General features: G+C 70.9%; 19 protein-coding genes, 1 tRNA gene and 1 pseudogene. 17 read left to right on the forward strand and 4 right to left on the reverse strand.

Annotation, left to right across the window (positions count from 1 at the left end):
• Positions 1–182: 182 nt before the first annotated feature.
• The 5 genes and pseudogenes from GA0111570_RS04715 to ppgK form a co-directional block, all read left to right on the forward strand.
• The gene (locus GA0111570_RS04715; protein ID WP_092607009.1) at positions 183–806 is read left to right on the forward strand and encodes a type II toxin-antitoxin system PemK/MazF family toxin; all 624 of its coding nucleotides are present in this window, start codon (positions 183–185) and stop codon (positions 804–806) included.
• Between the two features lie 118 nt (positions 807–924).
• Complete coding sequence (locus GA0111570_RS04720) at positions 925–1,572, forward strand: DUF1707 SHOCT-like domain-containing protein (protein ID WP_092607012.1); 648 nt, start codon at positions 925–927, stop codon at positions 1,570–1,572.
• The gene (locus tag GA0111570_RS04725) at positions 1,556–2,077 is read left to right on the forward strand and encodes a PH domain-containing protein (protein WP_092607016.1); all 522 of its coding nucleotides are present in this window, start codon (positions 1,556–1,558) and stop codon (positions 2,075–2,077) included. The genes GA0111570_RS04720 and GA0111570_RS04725 overlap by 17 nt, the downstream gene beginning before the upstream one ends.
• On the forward strand, positions 2,074–3,582 hold the full coding sequence (locus GA0111570_RS04730; RefSeq protein WP_139283145.1) for a PH domain-containing protein: 1,509 nt from the start codon (positions 2,074–2,076) through the stop codon (positions 3,580–3,582). Before GA0111570_RS04725 ends, GA0111570_RS04730 begins: the two co-directional genes overlap by 4 nt.
• 9 nt (positions 3,583–3,591) lie before the next feature.
• Positions 3,592–4,392: pseudogene (gene ppgK, locus GA0111570_RS04735) on the forward strand (polyphosphate--glucose phosphotransferase); the annotation flags it as partial.
• Between the two features lie 219 nt (positions 4,393–4,611).
• Here ppgK and argS read toward each other — a convergent pair.
• On the reverse strand, positions 4,612–6,252 hold the full coding sequence (gene argS, locus GA0111570_RS04740) for an arginine--tRNA ligase (protein ID WP_092607025.1): 1,641 nt from the start codon (positions 6,250–6,252) through the stop codon (positions 4,612–4,614).
• Positions 6,253–6,364: 112 nt separating this feature from the next.
• Here argS and GA0111570_RS04745 point away from each other — a divergent pair, with 112 nt between their 5' ends.
• From GA0111570_RS04745 to GA0111570_RS04765, 5 genes are all read left to right on the forward strand, one after another.
• The gene (locus GA0111570_RS04745) at positions 6,365–7,180 is read left to right on the forward strand and encodes an aldo/keto reductase (RefSeq protein WP_092607029.1); all 816 of its coding nucleotides are present in this window, start codon (positions 6,365–6,367) and stop codon (positions 7,178–7,180) included.
• 16 nt (positions 7,181–7,196) lie between these two features.
• Entirely contained in the window at positions 7,197–7,886 is a 690-nt protein-coding gene (locus GA0111570_RS04750) for an IMPACT family protein (protein WP_092607032.1), read from the forward strand.
• A 38-nt stretch (positions 7,887–7,924) separates the two neighbouring features.
• Complete coding sequence (gene surE, locus GA0111570_RS04755; protein ID WP_092607035.1) at positions 7,925–8,764, forward strand: 5'/3'-nucleotidase SurE; 840 nt, start codon at positions 7,925–7,927, stop codon at positions 8,762–8,764.
• A gap of 1 nt (position 8,765) precedes the next feature.
• The gene (locus tag GA0111570_RS04760; RefSeq protein ID WP_092607038.1) at positions 8,766–9,602 is read left to right on the forward strand and encodes an inositol monophosphatase family protein; all 837 of its coding nucleotides are present in this window, start codon (positions 8,766–8,768) and stop codon (positions 9,600–9,602) included.
• Positions 9,603–9,671: 69 nt separating this feature from the next.
• Positions 9,672–9,745 (forward strand) — tRNA-Gly (locus tag GA0111570_RS04765).
• Between the two features lie 64 nt (positions 9,746–9,809).
• Here the strand turns inward: GA0111570_RS04765 and GA0111570_RS04770 are convergent.
• Entirely contained in the window at positions 9,810–10,505 is a 696-nt protein-coding gene (locus GA0111570_RS04770) for a response regulator (RefSeq protein ID WP_245703017.1), read from the reverse strand.
• A 95-nt stretch (positions 10,506–10,600) separates the two neighbouring features.
• Between GA0111570_RS04770 and GA0111570_RS18010 the strand changes: the two genes are divergently transcribed.
• From GA0111570_RS18010 to GA0111570_RS04780, 3 genes are all read left to right on the forward strand, one after another.
• Positions 10,601–10,780 (forward strand): hypothetical protein, encoded by a 180-nt coding sequence (locus GA0111570_RS18010; protein WP_245703019.1) that lies wholly within the window; start codon positions 10,601–10,603, stop codon positions 10,778–10,780.
• Between the two features lie 32 nt (positions 10,781–10,812).
• Entirely contained in the window at positions 10,813–11,982 is a 1,170-nt protein-coding gene (locus tag GA0111570_RS04775) for a sensor histidine kinase (RefSeq protein ID WP_092607041.1), read from the forward strand.
• Positions 11,983–12,093: 111 nt separating this feature from the next.
• The gene (locus GA0111570_RS04780) at positions 12,094–13,152 is read left to right on the forward strand and encodes a Gfo/Idh/MocA family protein (RefSeq protein ID WP_092607044.1); all 1,059 of its coding nucleotides are present in this window, start codon (positions 12,094–12,096) and stop codon (positions 13,150–13,152) included.
• Positions 13,153–13,401: 249 nt separating this feature from the next.
• On the opposite strand, the gene GA0111570_RS04785 is transcribed toward GA0111570_RS04780, so the two are convergent.
• A complete protein-coding gene (locus GA0111570_RS04785) occupies positions 13,402–14,559 on the reverse strand; it encodes an MFS transporter (RefSeq protein ID WP_139283146.1) in 1,158 nt (385 codons plus the stop codon).
• A 53-nt stretch (positions 14,560–14,612) separates the two neighbouring features.
• Between GA0111570_RS04785 and GA0111570_RS04790 the strand changes: the two genes are divergently transcribed.
• The 3 genes from GA0111570_RS04790 to GA0111570_RS04800 all read left to right on the forward strand — a co-directional run bounded on the left by GA0111570_RS04790 (position 14,613) and on the right by GA0111570_RS04800 (position 17,479).
• Positions 14,613–15,416 (forward strand): glycosyltransferase, encoded by an 804-nt coding sequence (locus GA0111570_RS04790; protein ID WP_139283147.1) that lies wholly within the window; start codon positions 14,613–14,615, stop codon positions 15,414–15,416.
• 216 nt (positions 15,417–15,632) lie between these two features.
• A complete protein-coding gene (locus tag GA0111570_RS04795) occupies positions 15,633–16,535 on the forward strand; it encodes an AEC family transporter (RefSeq protein ID WP_217634015.1) in 903 nt (300 codons plus the stop codon).
• A gap of 68 nt (positions 16,536–16,603) precedes the next feature.
• On the forward strand, positions 16,604–17,479 hold the full coding sequence (locus GA0111570_RS04800) for a DMT family transporter (protein ID WP_092607053.1): 876 nt from the start codon (positions 16,604–16,606) through the stop codon (positions 17,477–17,479).
• Between the two features lie 72 nt (positions 17,480–17,551).
• Here the strand turns inward: GA0111570_RS04800 and GA0111570_RS04805 are convergent, their stop codons facing one another.
• Positions 17,552–18,043 (reverse strand): HEAT repeat domain-containing protein, encoded by a 492-nt coding sequence (locus GA0111570_RS04805; RefSeq protein WP_092607056.1) that lies wholly within the window; start codon positions 18,041–18,043, stop codon positions 17,552–17,554.
• A gap of 622 nt (positions 18,044–18,665) precedes the next feature.
• Here GA0111570_RS04805 and GA0111570_RS18255 point away from each other — a divergent pair.
• Positions 18,666–22,456 (forward strand): DUF4082 domain-containing protein (locus tag GA0111570_RS18255; RefSeq protein ID WP_092607059.1); only part of this gene is annotated, 3,791 nt, incomplete at its 3' end.

The following is a 22,456-nucleotide window of genomic DNA, read 5'->3' on the forward strand; positions in this document are numbered from 1 at the left end:
TTGCCCATCGTGCCGCGCCCCTCGGTTCTTGATTGCCCGTGCGAGACAACGGAGGATCGAGAACCGGGAGACGGCAGAGACAGCCGGCGGACGTCACCCGGGCAGCATCGGTCGGTGGCACCGGCATGGTCCTGACATGGCCCGGGCCACACTTGTCGTCGGAGGCCGTTACGGTGGCTGCCATGGCTGCTTGGAAACAGATCATCGGCAACGCGCTGCGCAAAGCGGTGGAGGAGGCCGTCCGCACATCCCTGCAGAGGGCCGGCTCCTCCGGGTCCCAGCCGCGCTCCCAGCCGCGCTCCAAGCAGGGGCACGCCTCTGCGCCGCACACCTCCGCACCGCGTACCTCTGCACCGCGTCCCTCGGCGCCGCACACCTCCGAACACAGGACCCCGCAGCCCGGCGGCTACCCCGGCGACTTCACCGGCCGCCCCACGCTGACCTACGCCCCTCGCGAGGACGGGCGCCCCGATCCGGGCGAGGTCGTGTGGACCTGGGTGCCGTACGAGGAGGACCACTCCCGGGGCAAGGACCGCCCCGTGCTGCTGATCGGGTCCGACGGGCCCTGGCTGCTCGGCCTGCAGCTCACCTCGCAGGACCATGACCGCGACGCCGCCCAGGAGGCCTCGGCGGGCCGCTACTGGATGGACATCGGGACCGGCACCTGGGATCGCGAGGGAAGGGCCAGCGAGGTCCGGCTCAACCGGATCATCCGGATCGACCCCGACGCCGTCCGCCGGACCGCTGCCCGCCTGGACCAGGGACGCTTCACGGCCGTCGCCCGCGGGGTCGAGCGGTACTACTGACCACTTGGCTCCGGACGGGCCGCCGGACCGCCGGACCGCCCGACCGCCCGACCGCCCGGAGCACTCGCCCCCACCCCGGCCCCGGCTGCCCCGGCACCCCGACTCGTACTCTGGAGGCATGTCTGCCGACCTGCCCGACAACCTGCGTGCCTCTGACAACGACCGCGCCCGCGTCACCGAACTCCTCGACGTGGCGTACGCCGACGGTCGCCTCACCTTCGACGAGCACCAGCAGCGCGTCGACCGGGCCCTGGCCGCCCGGACGTTCGCCGAGCTGACCCCGCTCACCGTCGACCTCGCGCCGCACCAGGGCATGGCGGTCCCGTCCGGATCCCTGGCGCCCACCCCGTACGGCCACCCCAGTGGCGTGCGCGTCGACACCTCGCACCAGAGCCCGGCGGACACGGCCATCGCGATCTTCGGCGGCACCGAGCGTGCCGGCATCCACCGGGTGCCGGCCACCACGAACGCCATCGCCCTGTTCGGCGGGGTGAGCTTCGACCTCAGCGGGGCCGTCTTCGAGGCCCGCACCGTCAGCTTCAACATCGGCGCGGTCTTCGGGGGCGTGGAGATCACGGTGCCGCCGGGCGTACGCGTGGTCAACAAGGTCGTCCCGCTGTTCGGGGGCGTGTCCTCCAAGGCCCGGATCTCCGACCCGAGCGCCCCGACGATCGAACTGCGCGGCCTGGCCCTCTTCGGCGGCGTCGACGTGAAGGTCGCCGGCGAGGACGACGCGAAGGCCCCCGGCGATGTCGCCTCGTCCTGACACCGGCCGGACCTCCGACATCCTGTTCGCCGGTCCGGACGTGGAGTGGCGCCCGATCTCGCCCCGGTGGCGTACGGTCCACTGGCTCGCCTCCGGGATCACCGCACTGGTCGCCGTCGTGGTGCTCGGGGTGTCGGTGCAGTTGGTGTTCGGTCGCTGGGAGCTGACCCTGGTCCCGATCGCCCTCGTCGCGGCGCTGTGGTTGTGGAACGCGTGGCTGGTGCTGCGGCGTTGGCCCGCGTGGGGCTATGCGGAGACCGCCGACGAGTTGTGGGTGCGGCACGGGGTGCTGTTCCGTTCCCTCACGGTGGTGCCGTACGGGCGCCTGCAGGTCGTGGACGTCAACGCCGGTCCGCTCCAGCGGGCCTTCGGGCTCGCCGCGGTCACCTTGGTCACCGCTTCTGCCGACTCCGATGCGCACATCCCCGGCCTGCCGTACGCCGAGGCGACCCGGCTGCGCGACCAGCTCACCGCCCGCGGGGACTCGCAGGGGTCCGGCCTGTGAGCAGTCCCACCGAGCCCTCTGCGCCGGACGCGCCACCCACCGGCTCCGAACCGCCCGGCGTCCCGGCACCCCACCGGCCCGTGCTGGAGCGCCCGCACCCGCTGACCCCACTGGTCCGCGGCTGGATCGTGCTGGTGGCGGGCATCTTCGGCTTCAGCCAGAACATCACCGACATCATGTCCGGGCGTTCCGAACTCCCCCCGTGGTGGGTGCTGGTCGGCCTGCTCCTGCTGGTGGCCGTCGCCGCCGGTCTGGCCGGACTCGCGTCGTGGTGGTTCACCCGCTTCGTGATCGACGACGACGAGGTGCGGGTGGAGACCGGCTGGCTGCAGCGCCGCTCGCGCCGGGTCGCGTTCGACCGGATCCAGTCCGTCGACGTCGACCAGCCCCTGGCCGCCCGCCTGCTCGGCCTGGCCGAACTGCGGATCGAGGCCGGCGCGGGGGAGAGCGCCACCCGGCTGCGCTACCTGCAGCGAACCCGCGCGTACACCTTGCGCGACTACCTGCTGCAGCGCGCCGTCGGGCAACGCGCCACGGTGGCCGACGTCGGCCAGGGCCCGCAGGCCGGCGCCCTGGTCGACGCGTCCGCGGCGGACCGGGTCCTGCTGGCGATGTCGCCGGCGCGGATCGTCGGCGCCTTCCTGCTCTCCGCCGAACTGTGGTGGTCGGTCGTGCTCGGGGTCGTGGTCGTTGGCGTCGGCCGGGGCCTCGGGGTGGAGGTCATCTCGCTGGCCGCGCTGTTCCCGCTCGCGCTCGGCCTGGTCTCGGCCATCAGCCGGCGGCTGGTCCACCAGTACAACTTCCGGCTGCTGCGTACGCCGCTCGGCGGCCTGCGGGTCACGGCCGGCCTGACCCGCCTCGGCAGCCAGAGCCTGCCGCTGGACCGGATCCAGGGCGTACGGATCAGCCAGTCGCTGTTGTGGCGGATCCCCGGCTGGTGGCAGGCGGACATCGACATGGTCGGCGTTTCCGCCGGCAACGAGGACGGCGAGGACCGGCGCGAGTCGACGGTCCTGCCGGCCGGTACCACGGGGGAGCTGGGGTTCGTACTGGCCCAGGTGCTGCCCGGCATCGACCTGGGCGCGGTGCAACTGCACCGCGTTCCGGCCCGGGTGCGGTGGATCCGGTGGTTCGACCAGCAGACCCTGCGCTGGGGCGCCACTCCCCAGGCCGCCATCGCGGACTCCGGGCTGCTGGTGCGGCACGGGGAGATCGTCCCGCTGCACAAGTTCCAGTCCGTACGCCTCACGCAGGGGCCGCTGCAACGGTTGCTGCGCGTCGCGAGTGTGCACCTGGACACCACGCCGGGCCCGGTCCACCATGTCGCCCGGCACCTGCCGGTGGAGCAGGCCCGCCCGTACGCCGAGCAGCTGCTGGCCTGGGGGAGTGCCGCGCGGCGCTCCGGGAGCGGGGTGCGGACCCCGGTGGGGCCATCGGCGGGACCCCCGGCCGGTCCGCGGACACGACCCCCGGGGACTGGTGACGTGGACACGCGCTCTCGCTAGGCTCGTTGCATGACCACGCGACCTGTACTGGGCATCGACATCGGCGGTTCGGGGATCAAGGGCGCCCCGGTGGATCTGGAGACCGGCACGTTCGCCGCCGAGCGGCTCCGGATCCCGACGCCCAAGAAGTCCACCCCCAAGAAGGTCGGCGCCGCCGTCGCGGAGATCGTCGAGCACTTCGCCGAGCTCATCGGGGACGGGCCGATCGGCCTGACCGTCCCTGCTGTGGTCACCCACGGTGTCACCCGCAGTGCGGCCAACATCGACCCGGGCTGGATCGACTTCGAGGCCGAGAAGATGTTCGAGGACCTGCTCGGTCGCAAGGTCGTCATGCTCAACGATGCCGATGCCGCGGGCCTGGCCGAGGCGCACTACGGTGCGGCGAAGGGGCATCCGGGACTGGTGCTGCTCAGCACGCTGGGCACCGGCATCGGCAGCGCGCTGGTGCACGCCGGGGTGCTGATCGCCAACTCCGAACTCGGCCACATCGAGATCGACGGCAAGGACGCCGAGACCCAGGCCTCCTCCGGCGTCAAGGACAAGCTCGGCCTGTCCTACAAGCAGTGGATCCCCCGGATCGAGAAGTACTTCCAGACGGTCGAGCGGCTGATCTGGCCCGACCTGATCGTCGTCGGTGGCGGCGTCAGCAAGGACTCGGACAAGTTCCTGCCCTACCTCAAGCTCAACACCCCGATCGTGCCGGCCACGCTGCGCAACAAGGCGGGCATCATCGGGGCGGCGTGGATGGCGGTCTACCGCCAGCAGCACGACGCGGACACCGAGAGCGTGGCGGAGGCCAACCGGCGCGCCATCGAGCGGTCCCAGCAGCCCGAGGTCCCGGTCGTGGGAGACTCGGACAGCGATCGGGACGACCGCGTGACCGCCGTGGATGCGGACGAGCAGGTGGAGGTCGACGAGCAGGTCGAGGCCCCGCCGGCCGAGGATGCGCCGGCCGAGCAGGACTGATCCTCGGGGCCCAGGTCGGATGGCTCGGGGCCCCGAGGCCGTGGTCCCCACCCCGCCGCCCGTTCACATCCGCTCGAGCGCCTCGATCCCGAGCATGTCCAGCCCCGTCGCCAGCACCGTACGGACCGCGCGGCACAGCCCCAGCCGAGAGTCGCGCACCGCACCCTCGGACTTCAGGATCGGGCACTGCTGGTAGAACGCGGAGTAGTGCTGGGCCAGCTCGTACAGGTAGGTGCACAGCTTGTGCGGCTGCAGCGTGGTGGCCACCTCGACCACGGCCTCCCCGAAGCGGGACAGCTGCAGCGCCAGGGCCTGCTCGGTCGGGTCGTCCAGGACCGTCACCGTGGTGTCCAGCGACAGGCCCTTCGCCTCGGCCTCGCGCATCACCGCACACGTACGGGCATGGGCGTACTGCAGGTAGGGCCCGGTGTCGCCGGTGGTCTGGACCATCCGCTCGGCGTCGAACACGTAGTCCTTGTTCAGGCCGTTCGACAGGTCGGCGTACTTGATCGCGGCCAGCGCGATCGGCGGGGCGGCGATCTCCTCGGCCGCGTCGAGCAGCGAGGACAGGGTCACCGCCGAGCCGTCGCGGGTCTTGAACGGCTTGCCGTCCGCGCCGAGCACCATGCCGAAGCCGATGTGCTCCGCCGACACGCTGTCCGGCAGCCAGCCGGCCCGCCGCGCCACCGCGAACACCATCGCGAAGTGCTGGGCCTGCCGGGCGTCGGTCACGTAGATGATCCGCTCGGCCCCCAGGTCGTCGACCCGGTGCCGGAGTGCCGCCAGGTCGGTGGCGTCGTAGCCGTAGCCCCCGTCCCGCTTCTGCACGATCATCGGCGCGTCGAATCCCTCGACCCACACCACCAGGGCGCCGTCGTCCTCCACGGCCAGCCCCATCGCCTTGAGGTCCTCCACGACCTTCGGCAGCGCCTGGTTGTAGGTCGATTCGCCGGCCAGGTCGTCGTCGGTGAGCAGGATGTTCATCCGCTCGTACGTGGCGTTGAAGCCGGCCAGCGACACGTCGATCAACTGGTGCCAGATGCCCAGGGTCTGCTCGTCGCCGGCCTGCAGCGCCACCACCCGGCGGCGCGCGCGGTCGGCGAAGTCCTCGTCCGCCTTGAAGTGCGCCGAGGCCCGCTTGTAGAGCGCCTCGGCCCCGGCGAGGTCCAGGGCGGAGACGTCGGTGCCCTCCTCGAGGATCTGTTCGACCAGCTGGCCGAACTGGGTCCCCCAGTCGCCGATGTGGTTCTGCGGCTTCACGGTCGAGCCGGTCGCCCGCAGCACCCGGGTGAAGCAGTCGCCGATGATCGTCGAGCGCAGGTGGCCGACATGCATCTGCTTGGCGACGTTGGGGGAGGAGTAGTCGACGATCGTACGACGCGCGTGCGGGTCCTGGGGGACGCCATGGGCCGGATCGGTGGCCAGGCGGTTGGCCTCCTCGGCGAGTACCGAGTTCTTCAGCCGGATGTTGATGAAGCCCGGGCCGGCGATCTCCAGTGGCTCGCACAGGTCGTCGACCCGGATCTCGTCCACGATCCGCTGGGCGATGTCGCGGGGCTTGGCCCCCTCCTGCTTGGCCAGCCGCATCGCGATGTTGCACTGGAAGTGGCCGAACTGCGGCTTGGTCGCGGGACGCAGCTCGGGGTCGACGCCACCGGTGACCGCAGCGAACCGTTCACTCAACCGGGTTGCAAGGGAGGACATGCGCGTCATTCTTCCACGACGGGCCCGGATCGGCCTTTTGGTGATGTCTGGTGGGCGTCCGGCCAGGTCAGGCGCCGGGAGAATGGTCAGCGCCGCGCCATAAGGTGGCGACATGAGCAACGTCCCCACCATCACCCTCCGTGACGACACCACCATCCCGCAGTTGGGCTTCGGCACCTGGAAGATCACCGACGACGAGGCGCAGGCCAGCGTGGAGCAGGCCCTGGCGATCGGCTACCGGCACATCGACACGGCTGCGCTCTACGCCAACGAGGCGGGCATCGGCAAGGCCCTCGCCGGCTCCGGCATCGCCCGGCAGGACCTGTACCTCACCACCAAGGTGTGGAACGACCGCCAGCTCGAGGCTCGCGCCTCGCTGGAGGAGAGCCTGGCCAAGCTCGGTACCGACCACGTCGACCTGTTCCTGATCCACTGGCCGCACCCGTCCGCCGACACGTACGTCCAGTGCTGGCGGGACATGGTCGCCCTGCGCGAGGAGGGCCTGGCGACCTCGATCGGCGTCTGCAACTTCAACGTCCCGCACCTGCAGCGCCTGCTCGACGAGGTCGGCGAGGTGCCGGTGGTCAACCAGGTCGAGCTGCACCCCTCGTTCACCCAGAAGGACCTGGAGTCGTACGGGACCGGGCACGGCATCGCCACCGAGGCCTGGGCCCCGATCGGCCGCGGCGCCGACCTCGCGGACGAGGGGATCCGCTCCATCGCCGACCAGCTGGGTCGTACGCCCGCCCAGGTGATCCTGCGCTGGCACCTGCAGCAGGGCCGGATCGTGTTCCCCAAGTCGGTCCGCGAGGAGCGGATCCGGGAGAACTTCGACGTGCTCGACTTCGAGCTGACCGCCGACGACCTGGCCCGGGTCGACGCGGTCGACGCGGGCAACCGCCTCGGCCCGGACCCGGACACGATGTGAGCCTGCTCCCGTGAGCATGCCCCCCACCCCGGACCGCGGCGCGGCCCCCACCCCGGACCGGCTGACCGTCCCGTACGGACCCGACGTCGTCGCGGAACTTGAGGTGAAGCGTTCGCGCTTCATCACCTGGCTGCGTCGGGCAGGGGACGAGGCGGAGGCCCGCCGGCTGCTGGCCGACGCCCGCGAGACCTTCCCGGACGCCCGGCACCACTGCAGCGCCTGGGTGATCTCGGTCCCGGACGCCCAGCCGCTCTGGCACTCCTCCGACGACGGGGAGCCCAGCGGTACGGCGGGTCGGCCGATGCTGGACGTGCTGGTCGGGTCCGGACTGACCGATGTGGCGGTGGTCGTGGTGCGCTACTTCGGCGGCACCCTGCTGGGCACCGGCGGCCTGGTCCGCGCCTACTCCGAGGCCGTCAGCGGTGCGCTCGCCCTGGCGCCCCGGGTCCGGCTGGTGTCCTCGGCGCTGTGGCGGGTCACCCTGCCGCACGCCGAGGCCGGCCGGGTCGAGGCCGAGCTGCGCGACCGTGGCATCCTCGTGCACGACATCGCGTACGGTGCAGCCGGGGTCGAACTGGTCCTGGCCGACAACGATGCCGACGGGCTCGCCGCCACGCTGGCCGCGCTGACCCGCGGCACCGGCGTTCTGCAACCGGCCGGCCGGACCGTCACCGAGCGACCGGTCCGGGCCGGGGCCGCGGAGTAGGGTGGGGAAGGTCCAGACCGGCGAGTGAGGGCCTCGGCATGCAGATCCTGATCACCAATGATGACGGCATCGATTCGCCGGGTCTGGCAGCGATGGCCCGGGCCGCGATCCGGCGGGGACACCAGGTGCTGGTCGTCGCACCGGACCGCCCCTCCTCCGGCGCCAGCGCCTCGATCGGGATGCGCACCCACAACGGCCGCCCGATCGTCCAGGAGGAACACCCCGACGGGATGCCCAAGGGGGTCCGTTCGTTGGTGGTCGAGGCGACGCCGGCGCAGATCGTCTACCTGGCCGCGCAGGGCGAGTTCGGTCCGGGCCCAGGGCCGGCCATGGTCCTCAGCGGTATCAACGCCGGTGCCAACACCGGTCGCGCGATCCTGCACTCCGGCACCATCGGTGTCGCGCTGACCGCCTCCGTCCTCGGGATCCGTACGATGGCCGTCTCCGTCAACGGCACCGACCCGGTGCACTGGGACACCGCCGAGGACGTCGCCGTACGGATGATGGAGTGGGCGGAGTTCCAACCCTCGGACGGCCGGATCCTCAACGTCAACATCCCGGACGTGCCGCTGTACCGGCTGCGTGGGCTGCGGGAGGCGCCGCTGGCGATGTTCGGGGCCCTGCAGGCGGCCGACATCGACTTCCCCGACGACCCGGTGTCGGCGGTCCGGCGCGTGCCGGTGGAGTTCGAGCCGGAGTTCGCCCGGCTGGAGCCCGGCACCGACCACTACCTGCTCGAGCGCGACTGGGTCACCGCCACCATGCTGCGCGGCATGGTGGACGACTTCTCCGGGGTCCACCTGCCCCCACTCGAACAGGTCTTCCCGATCCATTCGCGGCTGCACGCCGTCCACCGCCGACCCCCTTGGAGTGAATGACATGACTGCACCGGCACTGCTCACCGAGATCCACGCCCTCGCCCTGGCGGTCGCGCAGGACGGCGCCCGGATGGCCCGGGAGATGCGCGAGGCGGGGGTAGCCATCGCCGACCGCAAGTCCTCGGTGGCGGACATCGTCACGGAGGCCGACCGGGCGGTCGAGACGGCCATCCGGGACGCGATCGCCGTCGCCCGCCCGCAGGACGGTTTCCTGGGCGAGGAGTCCGATGCCGCAGGGTCCGCCTCGGGCCTGACCTGGGTGGTCGATCCGATCGACGGGACGGTCAACTACGCGTACGGGCTGCCGTCCTGGGCCGTCTCGGTAGCCGTCGTCGAGGGTGATCCGCAGCCGGAGACCTGGACGGGTCTGGCCGGCGTGGTGGTCAACCCGATGACGGGGGAGACCTGGGAGGCCTGGTTCGGCGGCGGCGCCCGGGTCAACGGCCGTACGCTGCAGATCGCCAAGGAGGTCGACCTGCCGCGTACGTTGGTCGGCACCGGCTTCGGCTACCGGGCCGAGCGACGGCTGGTGCAGGGCCAGGTCGTCGCTCGACTGCTCGGCGTCGTCCGCGACATCCGACGGGCCGGCGCGGCCAGCCTCGACATCTGCTCGGTGGCGGCGCAGCGCCTGGACGCCTACTACGAGACCGGGCTGCACCCCTGGGACCTGGCCGGGGGCACTGTCATCGCGCGGGAGGCCGGGGCCCACGTCAGCGGGCTGCGAGGGAACGGTGCGGGAGAGGCGTTCTACCTGGCCTGCAACCCGGTGATCGCCGGACCGCTGGAGGAGGCGCTGCTGGCAGCAGGCGCCGAGCCGCTGGCGGAGCAGGATCGCTGACGAGGACCGGTCGGCAGGGGTCAACTTTCCAGTTGCTGGGGGTGCTGCTAAGCTGTCCCAGCAGCAAACGCGGATGTAGTTTAATGGTAGAACATCAGCTTCCCAAGCTGAGAACGCGGGTTCGATTCCCGTCATCCGCTCCACAGCATCCGCCCTTGTCAGCGGCAGGTGCGAGTAGCAGCAGGTGCGAGTAGCAGCGGATCTCCCTCAGTCCTCTTCGCCCGCCAGCTTCGGCTTGACCAGACCCAGCTCGTACGCCCTGATCAGCGCCTGCAGCCGGTCGCGTACCTCGAGCTTCTCGCAGATCCGGCCCAGGTAGGCCTTCACCGAGCCCTCGGACACGCCCATCCCGGCCGCCATCTCGCGGTTGTTCAGCCCCTGGGCGAGCAGGGTCAACAACTCGCTCTCGCGAGTGGTGAGTCGTACGGTCGGCCCGGGCGCGCGGCCATGGCGCTTGTGCTCGGTGCTCCCACCGACCGCCTCGTCGGCCAACAGCTTGACGACCTGCGGGGAGATCGGCATGTTCTCCTCCCCGTTCGCCACCAGTCGCAGCGCGCTGAGGATCCGGTCCGGCTCGGCATCCTTGACCAGGAACCCCGAGGCCCCGGCGCGCAGGGCCGGCAGGACGAAGTCCAGGCTGGCGAACGTGGTCAGGACGACGACCTTCACCCCGGGGCACTCCTCGACGATCCGGCCGGTCGCCTCGACCCCGTTCATCCGCGGCATCTGGAGGTCCATCAGCACCAGTTCCGGCCCCAGTTCGTGGCAGGCGGCGAGGCCCTCGACGCCGTCCGTGGCTGTCCCCACGACCTCGAACTCCTCGCTGGTGGCGAAGAAGTTGGTCAGTGCCTGGACCATCAACGGATGGTCCTCCACCAGGAGCAGCGAGTGGGGTGTGGTCACCCCGCCAGTATGACGCACGGGGGCTGGAAGGAAGACAAGGTGAACACTGGCCGAAGGTATGGTCTTGTCGGCAAGTGCCGCCTTAGACTCATTGCATGGCGATCTCTTCAGGCTCACGTAACTCGTCGACGAAGCGCGCCGTTCTCGGTGTCGTCGCGTCCCTCGTCCTTGCGACCGGGGGTGTGGTGGGCGGCGCCTCTCCGGCCCAGGCCGCGCAACCCCAGCCGGCGGGGCTGCAGCTGGTGATGTGCTACTACCTCCCGTGGTTGTGCTGAGGGCATCCAGTCCTCCGGTCGGGCCCACGACCATGCGGGCCCGCGTCACCGCCGCCCTCGATTGCACGCCGCTGCCGCTGTGGCCCAGTGTCTCGCTGGCACTCCTCTCCGTCGTCGCGTTCTTCAGCGACGCACTGACCTACTTCAGCGCTCCCTTCACCGACCAAGGGGTGTTGGAACTACTCGGACTCGTCCTGGCCTACGGGGCCCTTGCGGTTCTCGGGTTCCGGCCACCGCTGGGCATTATGCTCACCTGGCTCTCGCTGGCGTACTCCCTGTCGGCGGAGAGCTACGGCTTGCACCTGCTCGTCGCCTGTGCGGCCTCCATCGTGGCCGCCTCCCTGTGTACCCGGACGATGCTCGTGACGCACGTCGGCGTGAGCCTTGTGTGGGCGATCGCGGCCTCCCTGCGTGTCCGTAAACCCAGCGAGCACCTCCTGGTCCTGTGGACCATCATGTTGCTCGTCCTGGTCAGTGTCGCCGTGGGCCTCGGGCTGCGGCTCCTGATCGCCCGTCAGGTCCGGCAGGCCGCCAAGGTGAAAGAGTTGGAGCGGCTCAACGCCAAGATCCGCCGGGAGGAGCGGGCAGCGCTGGCGCGGGAGCTGCACGACGTCGTCGCGCACGAGCTGACCGTCATCACCATGCAGGTGATGGGCCGTCGCGCCTCACGCGACCCCGACGAACTCCATGAGGTGCTGGCCGTGGTCGACGACTCGGCCCACGCCGCACTGAACGAGCTGCGCAAGATGCTGGTGCTGCTGCGCGACGAGGGCCTGGTCGGCACGGGGGTCGATCCGACGTCCAAGGAGCCCACCCTTGCCGCCATCCTGGAGTCGCTGGCCAACGAGTTGGTCTACCTGGGCTACCCGGCCAAGTGGTCCTGCCACGACGACGGCACCCAGAAGCTGACCCCTACCCTGCTCAGCACCTGTTCGCGCATCCTCCAGGAGTCCGTCACCAACATCATCAAGCACGCTCCTCGCGGATCGGCCTGCCGACTGCGCGGTGAGGTGAAGGACGGCTGGATCCGGCTGCGGGCGCAGAACCAGATCGCCCCGGGGGCCAGGCGCAACGATGCCGGCTCCGGATCGCTGGGCCTGATCGGCCTGACCGAACGCGTCGACCTGCTGCACGGGAACATCCGCGCCGGCTCCCGCGGTGACCGCTGGGTCGTCGAGGTCGAGATCCCGCTCAACCCCTGACAGCCTCGAACCGGACGTACGGCCCGCCCCGGACGTACGGGATCGGTGTCGGTGGCGTGGTGGCGTGGTGTCGGTGTCCGTCGGCTCGTGTCGCAGAGCACAATGAGGCGTATGGCACCTGAGACCAGCCCGACCCCCAGCACTCCCGTACGCGTCGGCATCGCCGGCTACTCGACCGCCAGCTGGCTGCATGCCGGACCGATCCGCGCCGCCGGCGGCGTCGTCGTGGCGGTCGCGACCCGCAACCCGGAGCGCCGCGCCCAGGCCGAGGCCGAGAACCCGGGGGTCCGCGTCGTCGACGACCTGGACGCCCTGCTGCGTGAGCCGGGACTGGATGCGGTCGTGCTGGGCACCCCCTCGGGCATGCACCACGACCATGCGATGCAGGTGATCGGCGCCGGACTGCCGGTCGTGGTCGAGAAGCCCCTCGGGGTCGACCTGGCCGAGGTCCGCGAGGTCGTGGACGCCGCTCGTACTGCCGGTGTGCCCTTGACCTGCTACCTGCAGCGCCGCTGGGACAGTTCGCACCAGGTCGCCCGCGAACTCGTCTCCTCGGGCCGGCTGGGTGACGTCTACCGGTTCGAGTTCCGCTGGGAGCGCTGGGTCCCGGAGCCGAAGCACCGCTGGCGCGAGGACACCCCCAGCTCCGAGGGCGGCGGCAAGCTGCTCGACCTCGGCCCGCACATGGTCGACCTCGCCGTGCAGCTGTTCGGTCCGGTCGAGGCGGTCTATGCCGAGGTCAAGGCCCGGCGCCAGGTCGGCGACGACGAGTCGCACGTCGCCCTACACCATGCGGGGGGCCGGGTCTCCCACCTCGACGTGTGCACCCTGGTCGCCGCGCCCGGCCCCCGGATGCGGCTGATCGGCAGCGCCGGCACGTGGGTCTACGACGACTTCGACGACATGGGCAAGGACAAGCCGACCTACCCCGACCTGAACGATGCCCCCGGCTCGTGCGGCTGGCTGTACGGGGGCCCGCACCGGGTGCCGGTGCCGACCATCGCCGAGGACTGGAGCCAGTTCTACCGGCAGTTGTTCACGGCCCTGCGCTCATCCGAGCCGTCCGCCGGTCTGCCGGTTCCCCCGCAGGACGTCGTGCACATCACCGAGGTGCTCGACGCCGCCCTGCGCAGCGCGGAGACCGGCCAGGTCGTACGACTGGGGGAGTGAGCCGCCCTCCAGACGTCCGGTCGCGGGAAAGTGGTCGCAGGGCAGGTGGCCGCGACCGGCGCCACCGCGCTGGACACCGGCGGTCGGCATGCTCGACCCGACCCTGCTCGGCTGGGCACCCGCGACCACCTGGAACGGCCCCGGCCCGATGCCCGCCGACATGCCCGGGATGAACCACGGCGGATGAACCACAGCGACTGGGTCATCGGCTGAGCCGGCTCCGGCCCGCCGCACCGAGCCGTCCGGAGCTCACCGACCGCGTGCTGGGACGTTCCCGCGGGAACGTCCCAGTGCCCGATCGGTCAGCAATGGCAGGCCTGCCAGCGCGACCGCGGCCATCACCGCGAACACCACCAGCACCGAACGGTCCCACAGCACGCCGGCGACGGCCGTCATCACCGCCGTCCCCAGCCCGAGCGCCAGCGCCATCACCATGCCCTGCACCGCACCGGTCAGCTCCGGGGGGACCTGCTCGGTCAGGAACCGCACGAACGCCACCTGCGCGATCGCGAACGTCAGTCCGTGCAGCGGCTGGGTCAGCGCCGCCACCACCAGCGAACCGGCCAGGCCGAGGACCAGCCACCGTACGGCCGCAGCGACCAGGGCGATCACCAGCATCAGCCGCACCGACAGTCCTAGCTCGAACCGCGGTGCGAGCCAGAGCACCACGATCTCCGCGGCCGGGGCCAGCACCAGCAGCGCGCTGACCACGGTGGGGGAGGCCCCGAGCTCGGCGAACCGCACCGCGCCGAAGGTGTAGTAGGCAGCATGGGAGGCGTGCAGCGCGGTCATCACCAGCAGCATCACCACCACCCTGCGACGCCGGAACAGGGCCGCCCAGTCCCGGCCGGACCCGGATCGCTGGCCACCCACGGCGGTCTCGCCGGTCGGCAGCAACATCAGCGCCCCGATCAGCACGCAGGCCACGATGAACGCCCACAGCAGCGCCTCACTGCCCCAGACCGTCAGGAGGCCGCCGGCCACGAACGTGCCGACCACGAACCCGAGCGTGCCGAGCAGCCTGGTCGGCCCGTACGACAACAGCCCGCGGGCCGCGGCGAGGGTGGCCATCGTCTCCAGCGCGGGCTGGATCACCGGGTACGTCATGCCCAGCGCGACCGCGGCGACCACCAGCAGCCCGACCGACCCGTGCGGCAGGAAGACTGCGGCGCACGCCACCGCAAGCCATGGCAGGACGCGGAGGATGGTCAACAGGTCGGCCGAGCGATTCGCGAGCGGGAAGAGCACCGCCACCGAGACGCTGCGGGCCAGCAGCCCGGCGGTCACCGCGAGCCCGACGTCCTGCGGGGACACGCCGCGGCCGAGCAGGAACACCGCCCAATAGGACTGGTAGATCGCCCAGGACAGCAGGAACAGGAACATCTGGCCACCGATCCACGTCCGCACCAGCGGAGTCTACGGGGCCGTGGGCCTCGGGCCGGCCCCGATAGGCTGACGGCATGACCCCGCGGTACTCGCTTTTGCACGCCACCTATCGCCGTGGGGAGTCGCCGGTCGAGGTCAAGGATGCCTGGCTGTCCGCGGCCGCCGATCCCGCTGCGATCGAGCACATCTTCGCCCTCGATGCCGATGACTCTCGTACGTTGGCGTGGGTCGAGGGCCACCGGCAGGTCGTCTCGCCGCCGACCGGTGAGGTCACCGCGGTCCGCAACTGGAACGCGGCGGCAGCGGCGGCGACCGGGGACGTGCTGGTCGTCATCGCCGATGACCTGTACCCGCCGCCACACTGGGACGTACGACTCGCCGGCATCATCGGACCCAGGCTCGACCCGGTCCGGGTGCCGTTCGCGGTCAAGGCGCTGGACGTCACGTCCGCCCAGAACCCCGCGACGGACACGCTGATGAGGCATCCCATCGTCTCGCGCGCGTTCTACGAGAAGTTCGGGTTGTTCTCCCCGAGGTTCACCGGCGTCTACTGCGACAACGACATCACCCGGCGGGCCCTGTGGGGGGCGGTCGTCCTCGACGGGCGCAGCGGGCTCGTGCTGGAGCACCGGCACGCGACGACGACCCACCGCCGGACCGAATCCACCAGCCGGATCAACGAGGCCCGGGCCTGGGCCGAGGGCCTGGCCACGTACGAGGACGCGTGGACGCTACGGCAGCGGGCCGCCCCGGTCCGGCTGGTCCGCACCGACGCCGTCCCGCTCACCCCGATGGTCCTCCGGCTCGCGCGCCTGTGGTTCGCGACGCTGGCCGCTCTCGAGTACGCGCGATCCGCGCTGTGGAGGCACCCACGCTGACCGTCCGACCCGCCGGGACCGCGCCCTGCCGGGGTGCTCGACCGCCGGTCCCTCGTCGAGGGGCGTTCCCGCGGGAACGTCCGGTGGGCACCGGGTGCCTCGTCGGACTGAACCCGCGGTTGGCAGGCCGGCGGCAGTGGGATAGACAAGGGCGGTGCGACGCGCCCGGCGTCGTCCGCCATCGCGTTCCGCTCTGCCTGACCTGAGGAGGTCCCCGTGCTCGCCGCCCTGCTCCAGGTCATCCTGCCCGTGGTGATCGTGGCCGCCGTCGGCATGCTGCTGGCGCGCAACTTCCGGCTCGACCCCGACACGATCGGCAAGATCAACCTCTACGGACTGACCGCGCCGCTGGCCTTCGACAGCCTGATGAAGACCAAGGTGACCCTCTCCGAGGGCCTCGTCCTCGGTGGGGGGCTGTTGCTCGTCACCGCCCTGGCCGCCGTGGTTGCGTGGCTCGCCACGTTCCGGTCCGCCCGCGGGACCCAACGTGGTGTCGTCGGCGCGGTGATCCTGGGCAACAACGGGAACTTCGGCCTGCCGATCGCCCTGCTGGCGCTGGGCCAGGCCGGCCTGGACCAGGCGATGATCCTGTTCCTGTTCTCGCTCGTGGTGATGTTCACCGTCGGGCCGATCCTGATGGGGTCGGGCGGCGGGCTGCTGGCCGGCCTGAAGAACTTCGCCAAGCTGCCCGTCACCTGGGCGATGGCGCTCGCCGCCATCCTGCGGCTGCTGGGCTGGCAACTGCCGGTCGGCGTCACCCGGGGCATCGAGTTGCTCGCCGGCGCAGCGGTGCCGATGGTGCTGCTCGCCCTCGGCGTCCAGCTGGCCCAGTCCCGCCGCCTGCACCTGACCCGGCCGGTGCTCACCGCCGTCGCGCTGCGCGTGGTCGGTGTCCCGCTGCTCGCCGTCGGGGTGGCGCGGCTGCTGCAGATGGATGCCCTGTCGACCAGCAGCCTGGTACTGGCGAGCGCGATGCCGACCGCGGTGAACGCGTTCATGCTGGCCCGCGAGTACGGATCGGACCCCGAGACCGCTGCCAGTGCGGTGGCACTGAGCACAGTGCTGAGCATCGCGACGCTCGCGTTCGTGATCTCGGTGATCCCTGCCTCGGTGGTCTGACCGGTGCGACACTCGTACGGGCCCGCCGAGGGCGCAAGGAGATTCGAGCACTGACCAGGAGGAGCACCATGGACCGTCGTCGCGTGGTAGCCATGGTCTCCCTGGTCGGGGCGACCGTGTTCTGGGCCGGAAACTACGTGGTCGGGGTCGTCGCCGTGGGCGAGATGGGCCCGGTGAGCCTGGTGTTCTGGCGCTGGTTGCTCGCCCTGGTGCCCCTGGTCGTCCTGGCCCAGCTGACCGAGCGGCCCGACTGGCGCGCCGTGCTGCGCCGCTGGCCCTGGATCGTGGTGCTCAGCCTGACCGGGCTGGCCGGCTACAACCTGTTCCTGTACGCGGCGCTGCAGTACACCGACGCGTTCAACGCCTCGCTGATCAACGCCTTCAACCCGGCGCTGATCCTGCTCGCCTCGGCGCTGTTTCTCCGCCAGCCGCTGACCCCGCGCGGGATCGGCGGCGTCCTGCTGGCCCTGGTCGGGGTGCTCGTGGTCCTGACCAAGGGCACGCTGGCAGGGCTGGAGGGGTTCCGGCTCGGACCCGGGGAACTGCTGATGCTCGGCGCGATCGGGGTGTGGACCGCGTACACGATCATCGGGCGCCGGGGCCCGAAGCTGCCGCCGATCACGTCGACCGCGGCACAGGCGCTGGTCACCCTGCTGGCGACGACGCCGTTCGTGCTGGCCGGCGGGCTCGAGGTCCCGCGCAGCACCGCCGGGACGTGGTCGCTGGCCTTCATCGCGATCTTCCCCTCGGTGCTCTCCTACCTCCTGTGGAACCGGGCGCTGACGGTGATCGAGCCCGGCCGGGCAGGGGTGTACCTCAACCTGATCACTGTGTTCACCGCTATTGCGGCGGTCCTGATGGGCCAGGCGCTGCAGCCGGCCGAGGTGATCGGTGGCGCGCTGGTGATCGGTGGGGTCGCACTGACCAGCGCACGGCGCGGCTAGCGGAGCGCGGCTAGCGGAGCACGGGTCAGCGGAGCACGGGCCAGCGGAGCACGGGGAGCGCCGCGCTCGCTACTACAGGGAGTGATGGGCGCTCTCGCTCTGCAGGAACCGGTGGGCGGTCTCGCGCAGCTCCTCCACCGGCTCCCGGTCGGCCCGCTCCTCCAGGCGCTCGCGGATCGCCGGAACCCTCAGGAACTGCCCGGCGGTCGCCAGCGCCTGCTTGCGGACCGCGGGGTCCTGGTCGTCCAGCAGACGCTCGAGCACGAGCGGTGCCGTGTCCGAGCCGAGCTGGGCAGCGAGGACAGCGCCGGCGATCCGTACGACCGGGTCCGGGGAGGCCGCGGCAACCTCCGCCACCTCGAGCACCTCCGCAGGCATGGCCCGGTCCTGACCCGTGATCGCACCGGCCAGGTAGGCGGCCTTCGGAGCAAGGACGGGGTCGCCGTCGACGACGAGATCGCGCAGGATCGGGATCGCGCCGGGGCCGATCAGGGCTGCGACGGTGGGGTAGCCGATCTCCTCCGGGCCGAGGGCGGCCAGGACGGTCTCACGGCTCATGGTCATGGCGCACTCCCGAGACAGCTGCCAACCATGGTGTCGACCGCCTTTCGGCCTGGGGCGCCAGTGACCCGTACGATCCGGCTCGTGGGCCCCGACGGGGCAGGGACGCCCGCAGATCGACTGCGCGACGTCATCGTCGGGGCGTACGACGAGGCCAAGGGCCCGTCGGCGTCTTCAGGGCATCTATCCACAAGGTACCGGACGGGTGCCGGCGCCGGAAGGGTATCGGGCGGGGCGTCAGCGCTGGCCGGCCCACTCGCCCCGGTCCGGTCATCGGGACCGACAACGAGTGGTGGGGCCGCTGGGAGCGGGCCGATGCCAGTGGAGATGAGGTATCCCATCGCGGTTGACCCTGATGTGCAGGTGCAGTTCGCTGGCCCTAGTTACTTCTGTCCAGTGCGGATGGACATGACGGCACGTCACTCCACGGTTCGATGGGGAGTCAGGTCTCATCTGCAACGGCGGTCTTTGCGTGCAGGATCCAGGTTCGGGAGCAGGTCTGCTCTACCGATCAACTGTCGTACCGGGCGAGGTCCTCGGACCGGTCCGTGATGGAGCGAAATGTGACCCGTACGGGTCTCCTGGGGGGAGTTTCGCAGTGGAATCGGTATCTGATCCCGTGGGCATGCTCCGGGTCCGGAGGGTGATCGCCCTCCTCCTCGTCGCCCTGCTGGCGTTTCTCGGGGCGATCGGAGCGTCTCCCGTCCATGCCGCGGAGCCGGCACCACCGGTGAATGCGATGGCCTACAGCCCCGACGGCAAGCTTCTCGCGGTCGGCACCCAGGACTCCCGGGTGCTCCTGTACGACCCGAGCAGCGGAGCGCTGCTGCGCACCCTGGACAGCGCGTCCACCCAGCCGGTGACGTCTCTCGCGTTCGACCCCCAGGGCCAGGTCCTCGCCGTCGGCAGCCGGGACAGCACCATCACGTTGTGGAACCCTGCGACCGGCGAGCAGTCGCGCGTGCTCACCGGTCACGAGGCCGCCGTACGAGCAGTGGCGTTCAGCCCGGACGGTCGTACGCTGGTCAGCGGCGGCGAGGACAGCCGCGTCCTCCTCTGGAACCTCGGGTCCGGTCGTGCCGAGGCTGCGATCACGGGCATCCGCGACTTCGTGACAGCCGTGGCGACGAGTCCCGACGGGAAGCGGATCGCCGTGGCATCCAAGGATGCCCGGATCTACCTCTACGACGCCGCCAGCCGTGCCCAGCAGCGCACGATGAGTGGCCACTCCGCCGAGATCACGAGCATCGCCTTCAGCGCGGACGGCACCTCCCTCGTCTCGGCCAGCGCCGATTCGACCGCCAAGCTGTGGGACGTCGGGGCCGGTGTCGAGCGGCGCGCCTTCAAGGGCCACACCGGTGCCCTCACCGGCGTCGGCTTCGCGCTCAAGGGACGGGCGATCGTCACCTCCGGTGAGGACGGCACGGTCCGGGTCTGGAACCCCGTCAGCGGTGCCGAGATCGGCGTCCTCAGGAACCAGCAGGTCCCGGTCCGGGCCGTCGCGGTCAGCCCGGACGGCACGTCGATCGCCGGCGGCCGGCGCGACGGCCAGGTACGTACGTGGAGTGCCGCCACCAACCAGTTGCAGCGCTCCATCGACATCACCGCCGCTCCCGCGCCCACACCGGAGCCGGGGACGGGGACCCTGACGCCGCAGGCCCAGGTGGGGCCGACTGCCGCGAGCCTCAGCCAGGGACCCGGGGGCCCCATCCTGGTCGTCACCGACGCCACGGACCCGTACAGCACCTACTACGCGGAGATCCTGCGGACCGAGGGCCTCAACAACTTCGCCACGGCTGACCTCAGCACCGTGACGGCGGCCGGGCTCGCCTCGTACGACGTCGTCGTCCTGGGCGCCGCAGCACTGACTTCCGCCCAGGCCACCACGTTCAGCGACTGGGTCGGAACCGGCGGCAACCTCATCGCCATGCGCCCCGACGCAGACCTCGCCGGCCTGCTGGGGCTCGCCCCGAGCACGGGCACCCTCGCGGACGGCTACCTTCAGGTGGACACCTCGCGTGCCCCCGGCAACGGCATCGTCGGCGAGACGATCCAGTTCCACGGGACTGCCGATCGGTATGCCCTGGCGGGCGCACGTGCGGTCGCCACGCTCTACTCCGACGCGACCACCGCCACCACGAACCCTGCGGTCACCCTGCGCTCGGTCGGGACCAACGGGGGAGAGGCGGCCGCCTTCACGTACGACCTCGCCCGCTCCGTCGTCTACAGCCGGCAGGGCAACCCGGCCTGGAGCGGGCAGGAGCGCGACGGCTACACCCCGATCCGCAGCGACGACCTCTACTTCGGGGCCACGACCAAGAACCCGCAGCGCGACTGGGTCGACCTGTCCAAGGTGGGCATCCCCCAGGCGGACGAGCAGCAACGGCTGCTGGCCAACCTGGTCCTCACGATGAACGCCGACCGGAAGCCGCTGCCCCGCTTCTGGTACCTGCCCCGGGGCCTGAACGCCGCCGTCGTCATGACCGGCGACGACCACGGCAACGGCGGGACCGCCGGCCGCTTCGACAAGTTCCTCGCGGACAGCCCCGCCGGTTGTTCGGTGGCGGACTGGGAGTGCATCCGCGGCACGTCGTACATCTACCCCTCCACCCCGCTCACGAACAATCAGGCAGCCGCCTACGACGCGCAGGGCTTCGAGGTCGGGCTGCACGTGACCACGAACTGCTCCGACTGGACACCGACCTCGTTGCGCTCGGACTACTCCAGCCAGCTGGCCTCCTTCGCCTCCAAGTACACCGGCATCCCCGCGCCGACGACGAACCGTACGCACTGCATCGTCTGGAGCGACTGGTCCACCCAGGCCACGGTCGAGCGGGAGAACAACATCCGGCTGGACACCAACTACTACTACTGGCCATCCAGCTGGATCCAGGACCGGCCCGGTGACTTCACCGGCTCGGCGATGCCCATGCGATTCGCCGATTCCACCGGGGCGATGACCGACGTCTACCAGGCGACGAGCCAGATGACGGACGAGTCCGGCCAGACCTGGCCGCGGACCATCGACTCGCTGCTCGACAGCGCGAACGGGCCCCAAGGCTACTACGGCGTCTACACGATCAACGCGCACACCGACACCACCGACTCGGTCGAGGCCGATGCCGTGGTCGCCTCGGCCAAGGCGCACGGCGTCCCCGTCGTCACGGCGAAGCAGATGCTCACCTGGCTCGACGGGCGCAACAGCTCGTCCTTCGCCAACCTCTCCTGGAGTGCGAACCGGCTCGCGTTCACCGTGGCCCCCGGCGCCGGGGCCAGGAACCTCGACATGATGATCCCCACCAACTCGTCGACGGGTTCCCTCGCATCGGTGACCGTGGACGGAGTCCCGGCATCCTTCACCACACGGACGATCAAGGGCATCAGGTACGCCTTCGTCAACGCCACGTCCGGCAGCTACGTCGCGACCTACAGCGCAGACACCACGGCACCCACCATCGGGTCCACCAGTCCCGCCGCCGGTGCCACCAACGTCGCCCTGAGCACTGCGGTCACGGCTACCGCGAGCGAGGCACTGGACCCCGCCTCGGTCACCGGATCGACCGTACGGCTCCTCGATCCGGCGTCCAACCAGGTGCCTGCGACGGTGAGCTACGACGCCACCTCGAACAGCATCCGGCTCGCTCCCACCTCCTCCCTCGCCGCCGACACGAAGTACACCGCCACGATCTCCGGCGGTGGTGACGGCCCGGCCGTCACCGACCTCGCCGGGAACAGGCTGGCGGCCAGCGTCACCTGGACCTTCACGACCCAGAGCGCCCCGACCGGCCCCTTCACGATCTGGCCCGCGAGCGCGACGCCGGCCACCCCCTCGGTGAGCGACCCGAACGCCGTCGAGCTCGGCGTACGCTTCCGCAGCGACGTGGCGGGCAACGTCACGGGCATCCGCTTCTGGAAGGGCACGCAGAACACCGGCACGCACACCGGCAGCCTGTGGACCACGACCGGCACCCGCCTCGCCAGCGCGGTCTTCTCGAACGAGACCGCCTCCGGGTGGCAGGAGGTCAAGTTCTCCACGCCGGTGGCCATCACCGCCGGCACGACGTACGTCGCCTCGTACCACACCACCAGCGGCAACTACGCCGGGGACAACGATGCCTTCGCCACCGCCGGCGTCGACAACCCTCCGCTGCACGCCCTGCGCGACGGCCTCGACGGCGCCGACGGGGTCTATGCCTACAGCTCGACGAGCACCTTCCCGACGCAGACCTGGCGCTCCAGCAACTACTGGGTGGACGTCGTGCTGGACACCGGCGCCCCCGTGGCGGACACGACGGCGCCGAAGGTGGTGTCGGTGAGTCCGGTGTCGGGTGCGACGGGGGTGGGTGTGTCGTCTGGGGTGTCGGCGGTGTTCGATGAGGCGATTGATCCGGCGACGGTGTCGTCCTCGACGGTGTT

The sequence above is a fragment of the Raineyella antarctica genome, from assembly GCF_900092135.1.
Lineage (GTDB): Bacteria > Actinomycetota > Actinomycetes > Propionibacteriales > Propionibacteriaceae > Raineyella > Raineyella antarctica.

Bases quoted from the DNA above. Each gene is read 5' to 3' on its own strand.
- GA0111570_RS04715 (WP_092607009.1), top strand. From the start codon at position 183: ATGGCTGCTTGGAAACAGATCATCGGCAACGCGCTGCGCAAAGCGGTG.
- GA0111570_RS04720 (WP_092607012.1), top strand. From the start codon at position 925: ATGTCTGCCGACCTGCCCGACAACCTGCGTGCCTCTGACAACGACCGC.
- GA0111570_RS04725 (WP_092607016.1), top strand. From the start codon at position 1,556: ATGTCGCCTCGTCCTGACACCGGCCGGACCTCCGACATCCTGTTCGCC.
- argS (WP_092607025.1), bottom strand. From the start codon at position 6,252: ATGTCCTCCCTTGCAACCCGGTTGAGTGAACGGTTCGCTGCGGTCACC.
- GA0111570_RS04745 (WP_092607029.1), top strand. From the start codon at position 6,365: ATGAGCAACGTCCCCACCATCACCCTCCGTGACGACACCACCATCCCG.
- GA0111570_RS04750 (WP_092607032.1), top strand. From the start codon at position 7,197: ATGCCCCCCACCCCGGACCGCGGCGCGGCCCCCACCCCGGACCGGCTG.
- surE (WP_092607035.1), top strand. From the start codon at position 7,925: ATGCAGATCCTGATCACCAATGATGACGGCATCGATTCGCCGGGTCTG.
- GA0111570_RS04760 (WP_092607038.1), top strand. From the start codon at position 8,766: ATGACTGCACCGGCACTGCTCACCGAGATCCACGCCCTCGCCCTGGCG.
- GA0111570_RS18010 (WP_245703019.1), top strand. From the start codon at position 10,601: ATGGCGATCTCTTCAGGCTCACGTAACTCGTCGACGAAGCGCGCCGTT.
- GA0111570_RS04775 (WP_092607041.1), top strand. From the start codon at position 10,813: ATGCGGGCCCGCGTCACCGCCGCCCTCGATTGCACGCCGCTGCCGCTG.
- GA0111570_RS04780 (WP_092607044.1), top strand. From the start codon at position 12,094: ATGGCACCTGAGACCAGCCCGACCCCCAGCACTCCCGTACGCGTCGGC.
- GA0111570_RS04790 (WP_139283147.1), top strand. From the start codon at position 14,613: ATGACCCCGCGGTACTCGCTTTTGCACGCCACCTATCGCCGTGGGGAG.
- GA0111570_RS04800 (WP_092607053.1), top strand. From the start codon at position 16,604: ATGGACCGTCGTCGCGTGGTAGCCATGGTCTCCCTGGTCGGGGCGACC.
- GA0111570_RS04805 (WP_092607056.1), bottom strand. From the start codon at position 18,043: ATGACCATGAGCCGTGAGACCGTCCTGGCCGCCCTCGGCCCGGAGGAG.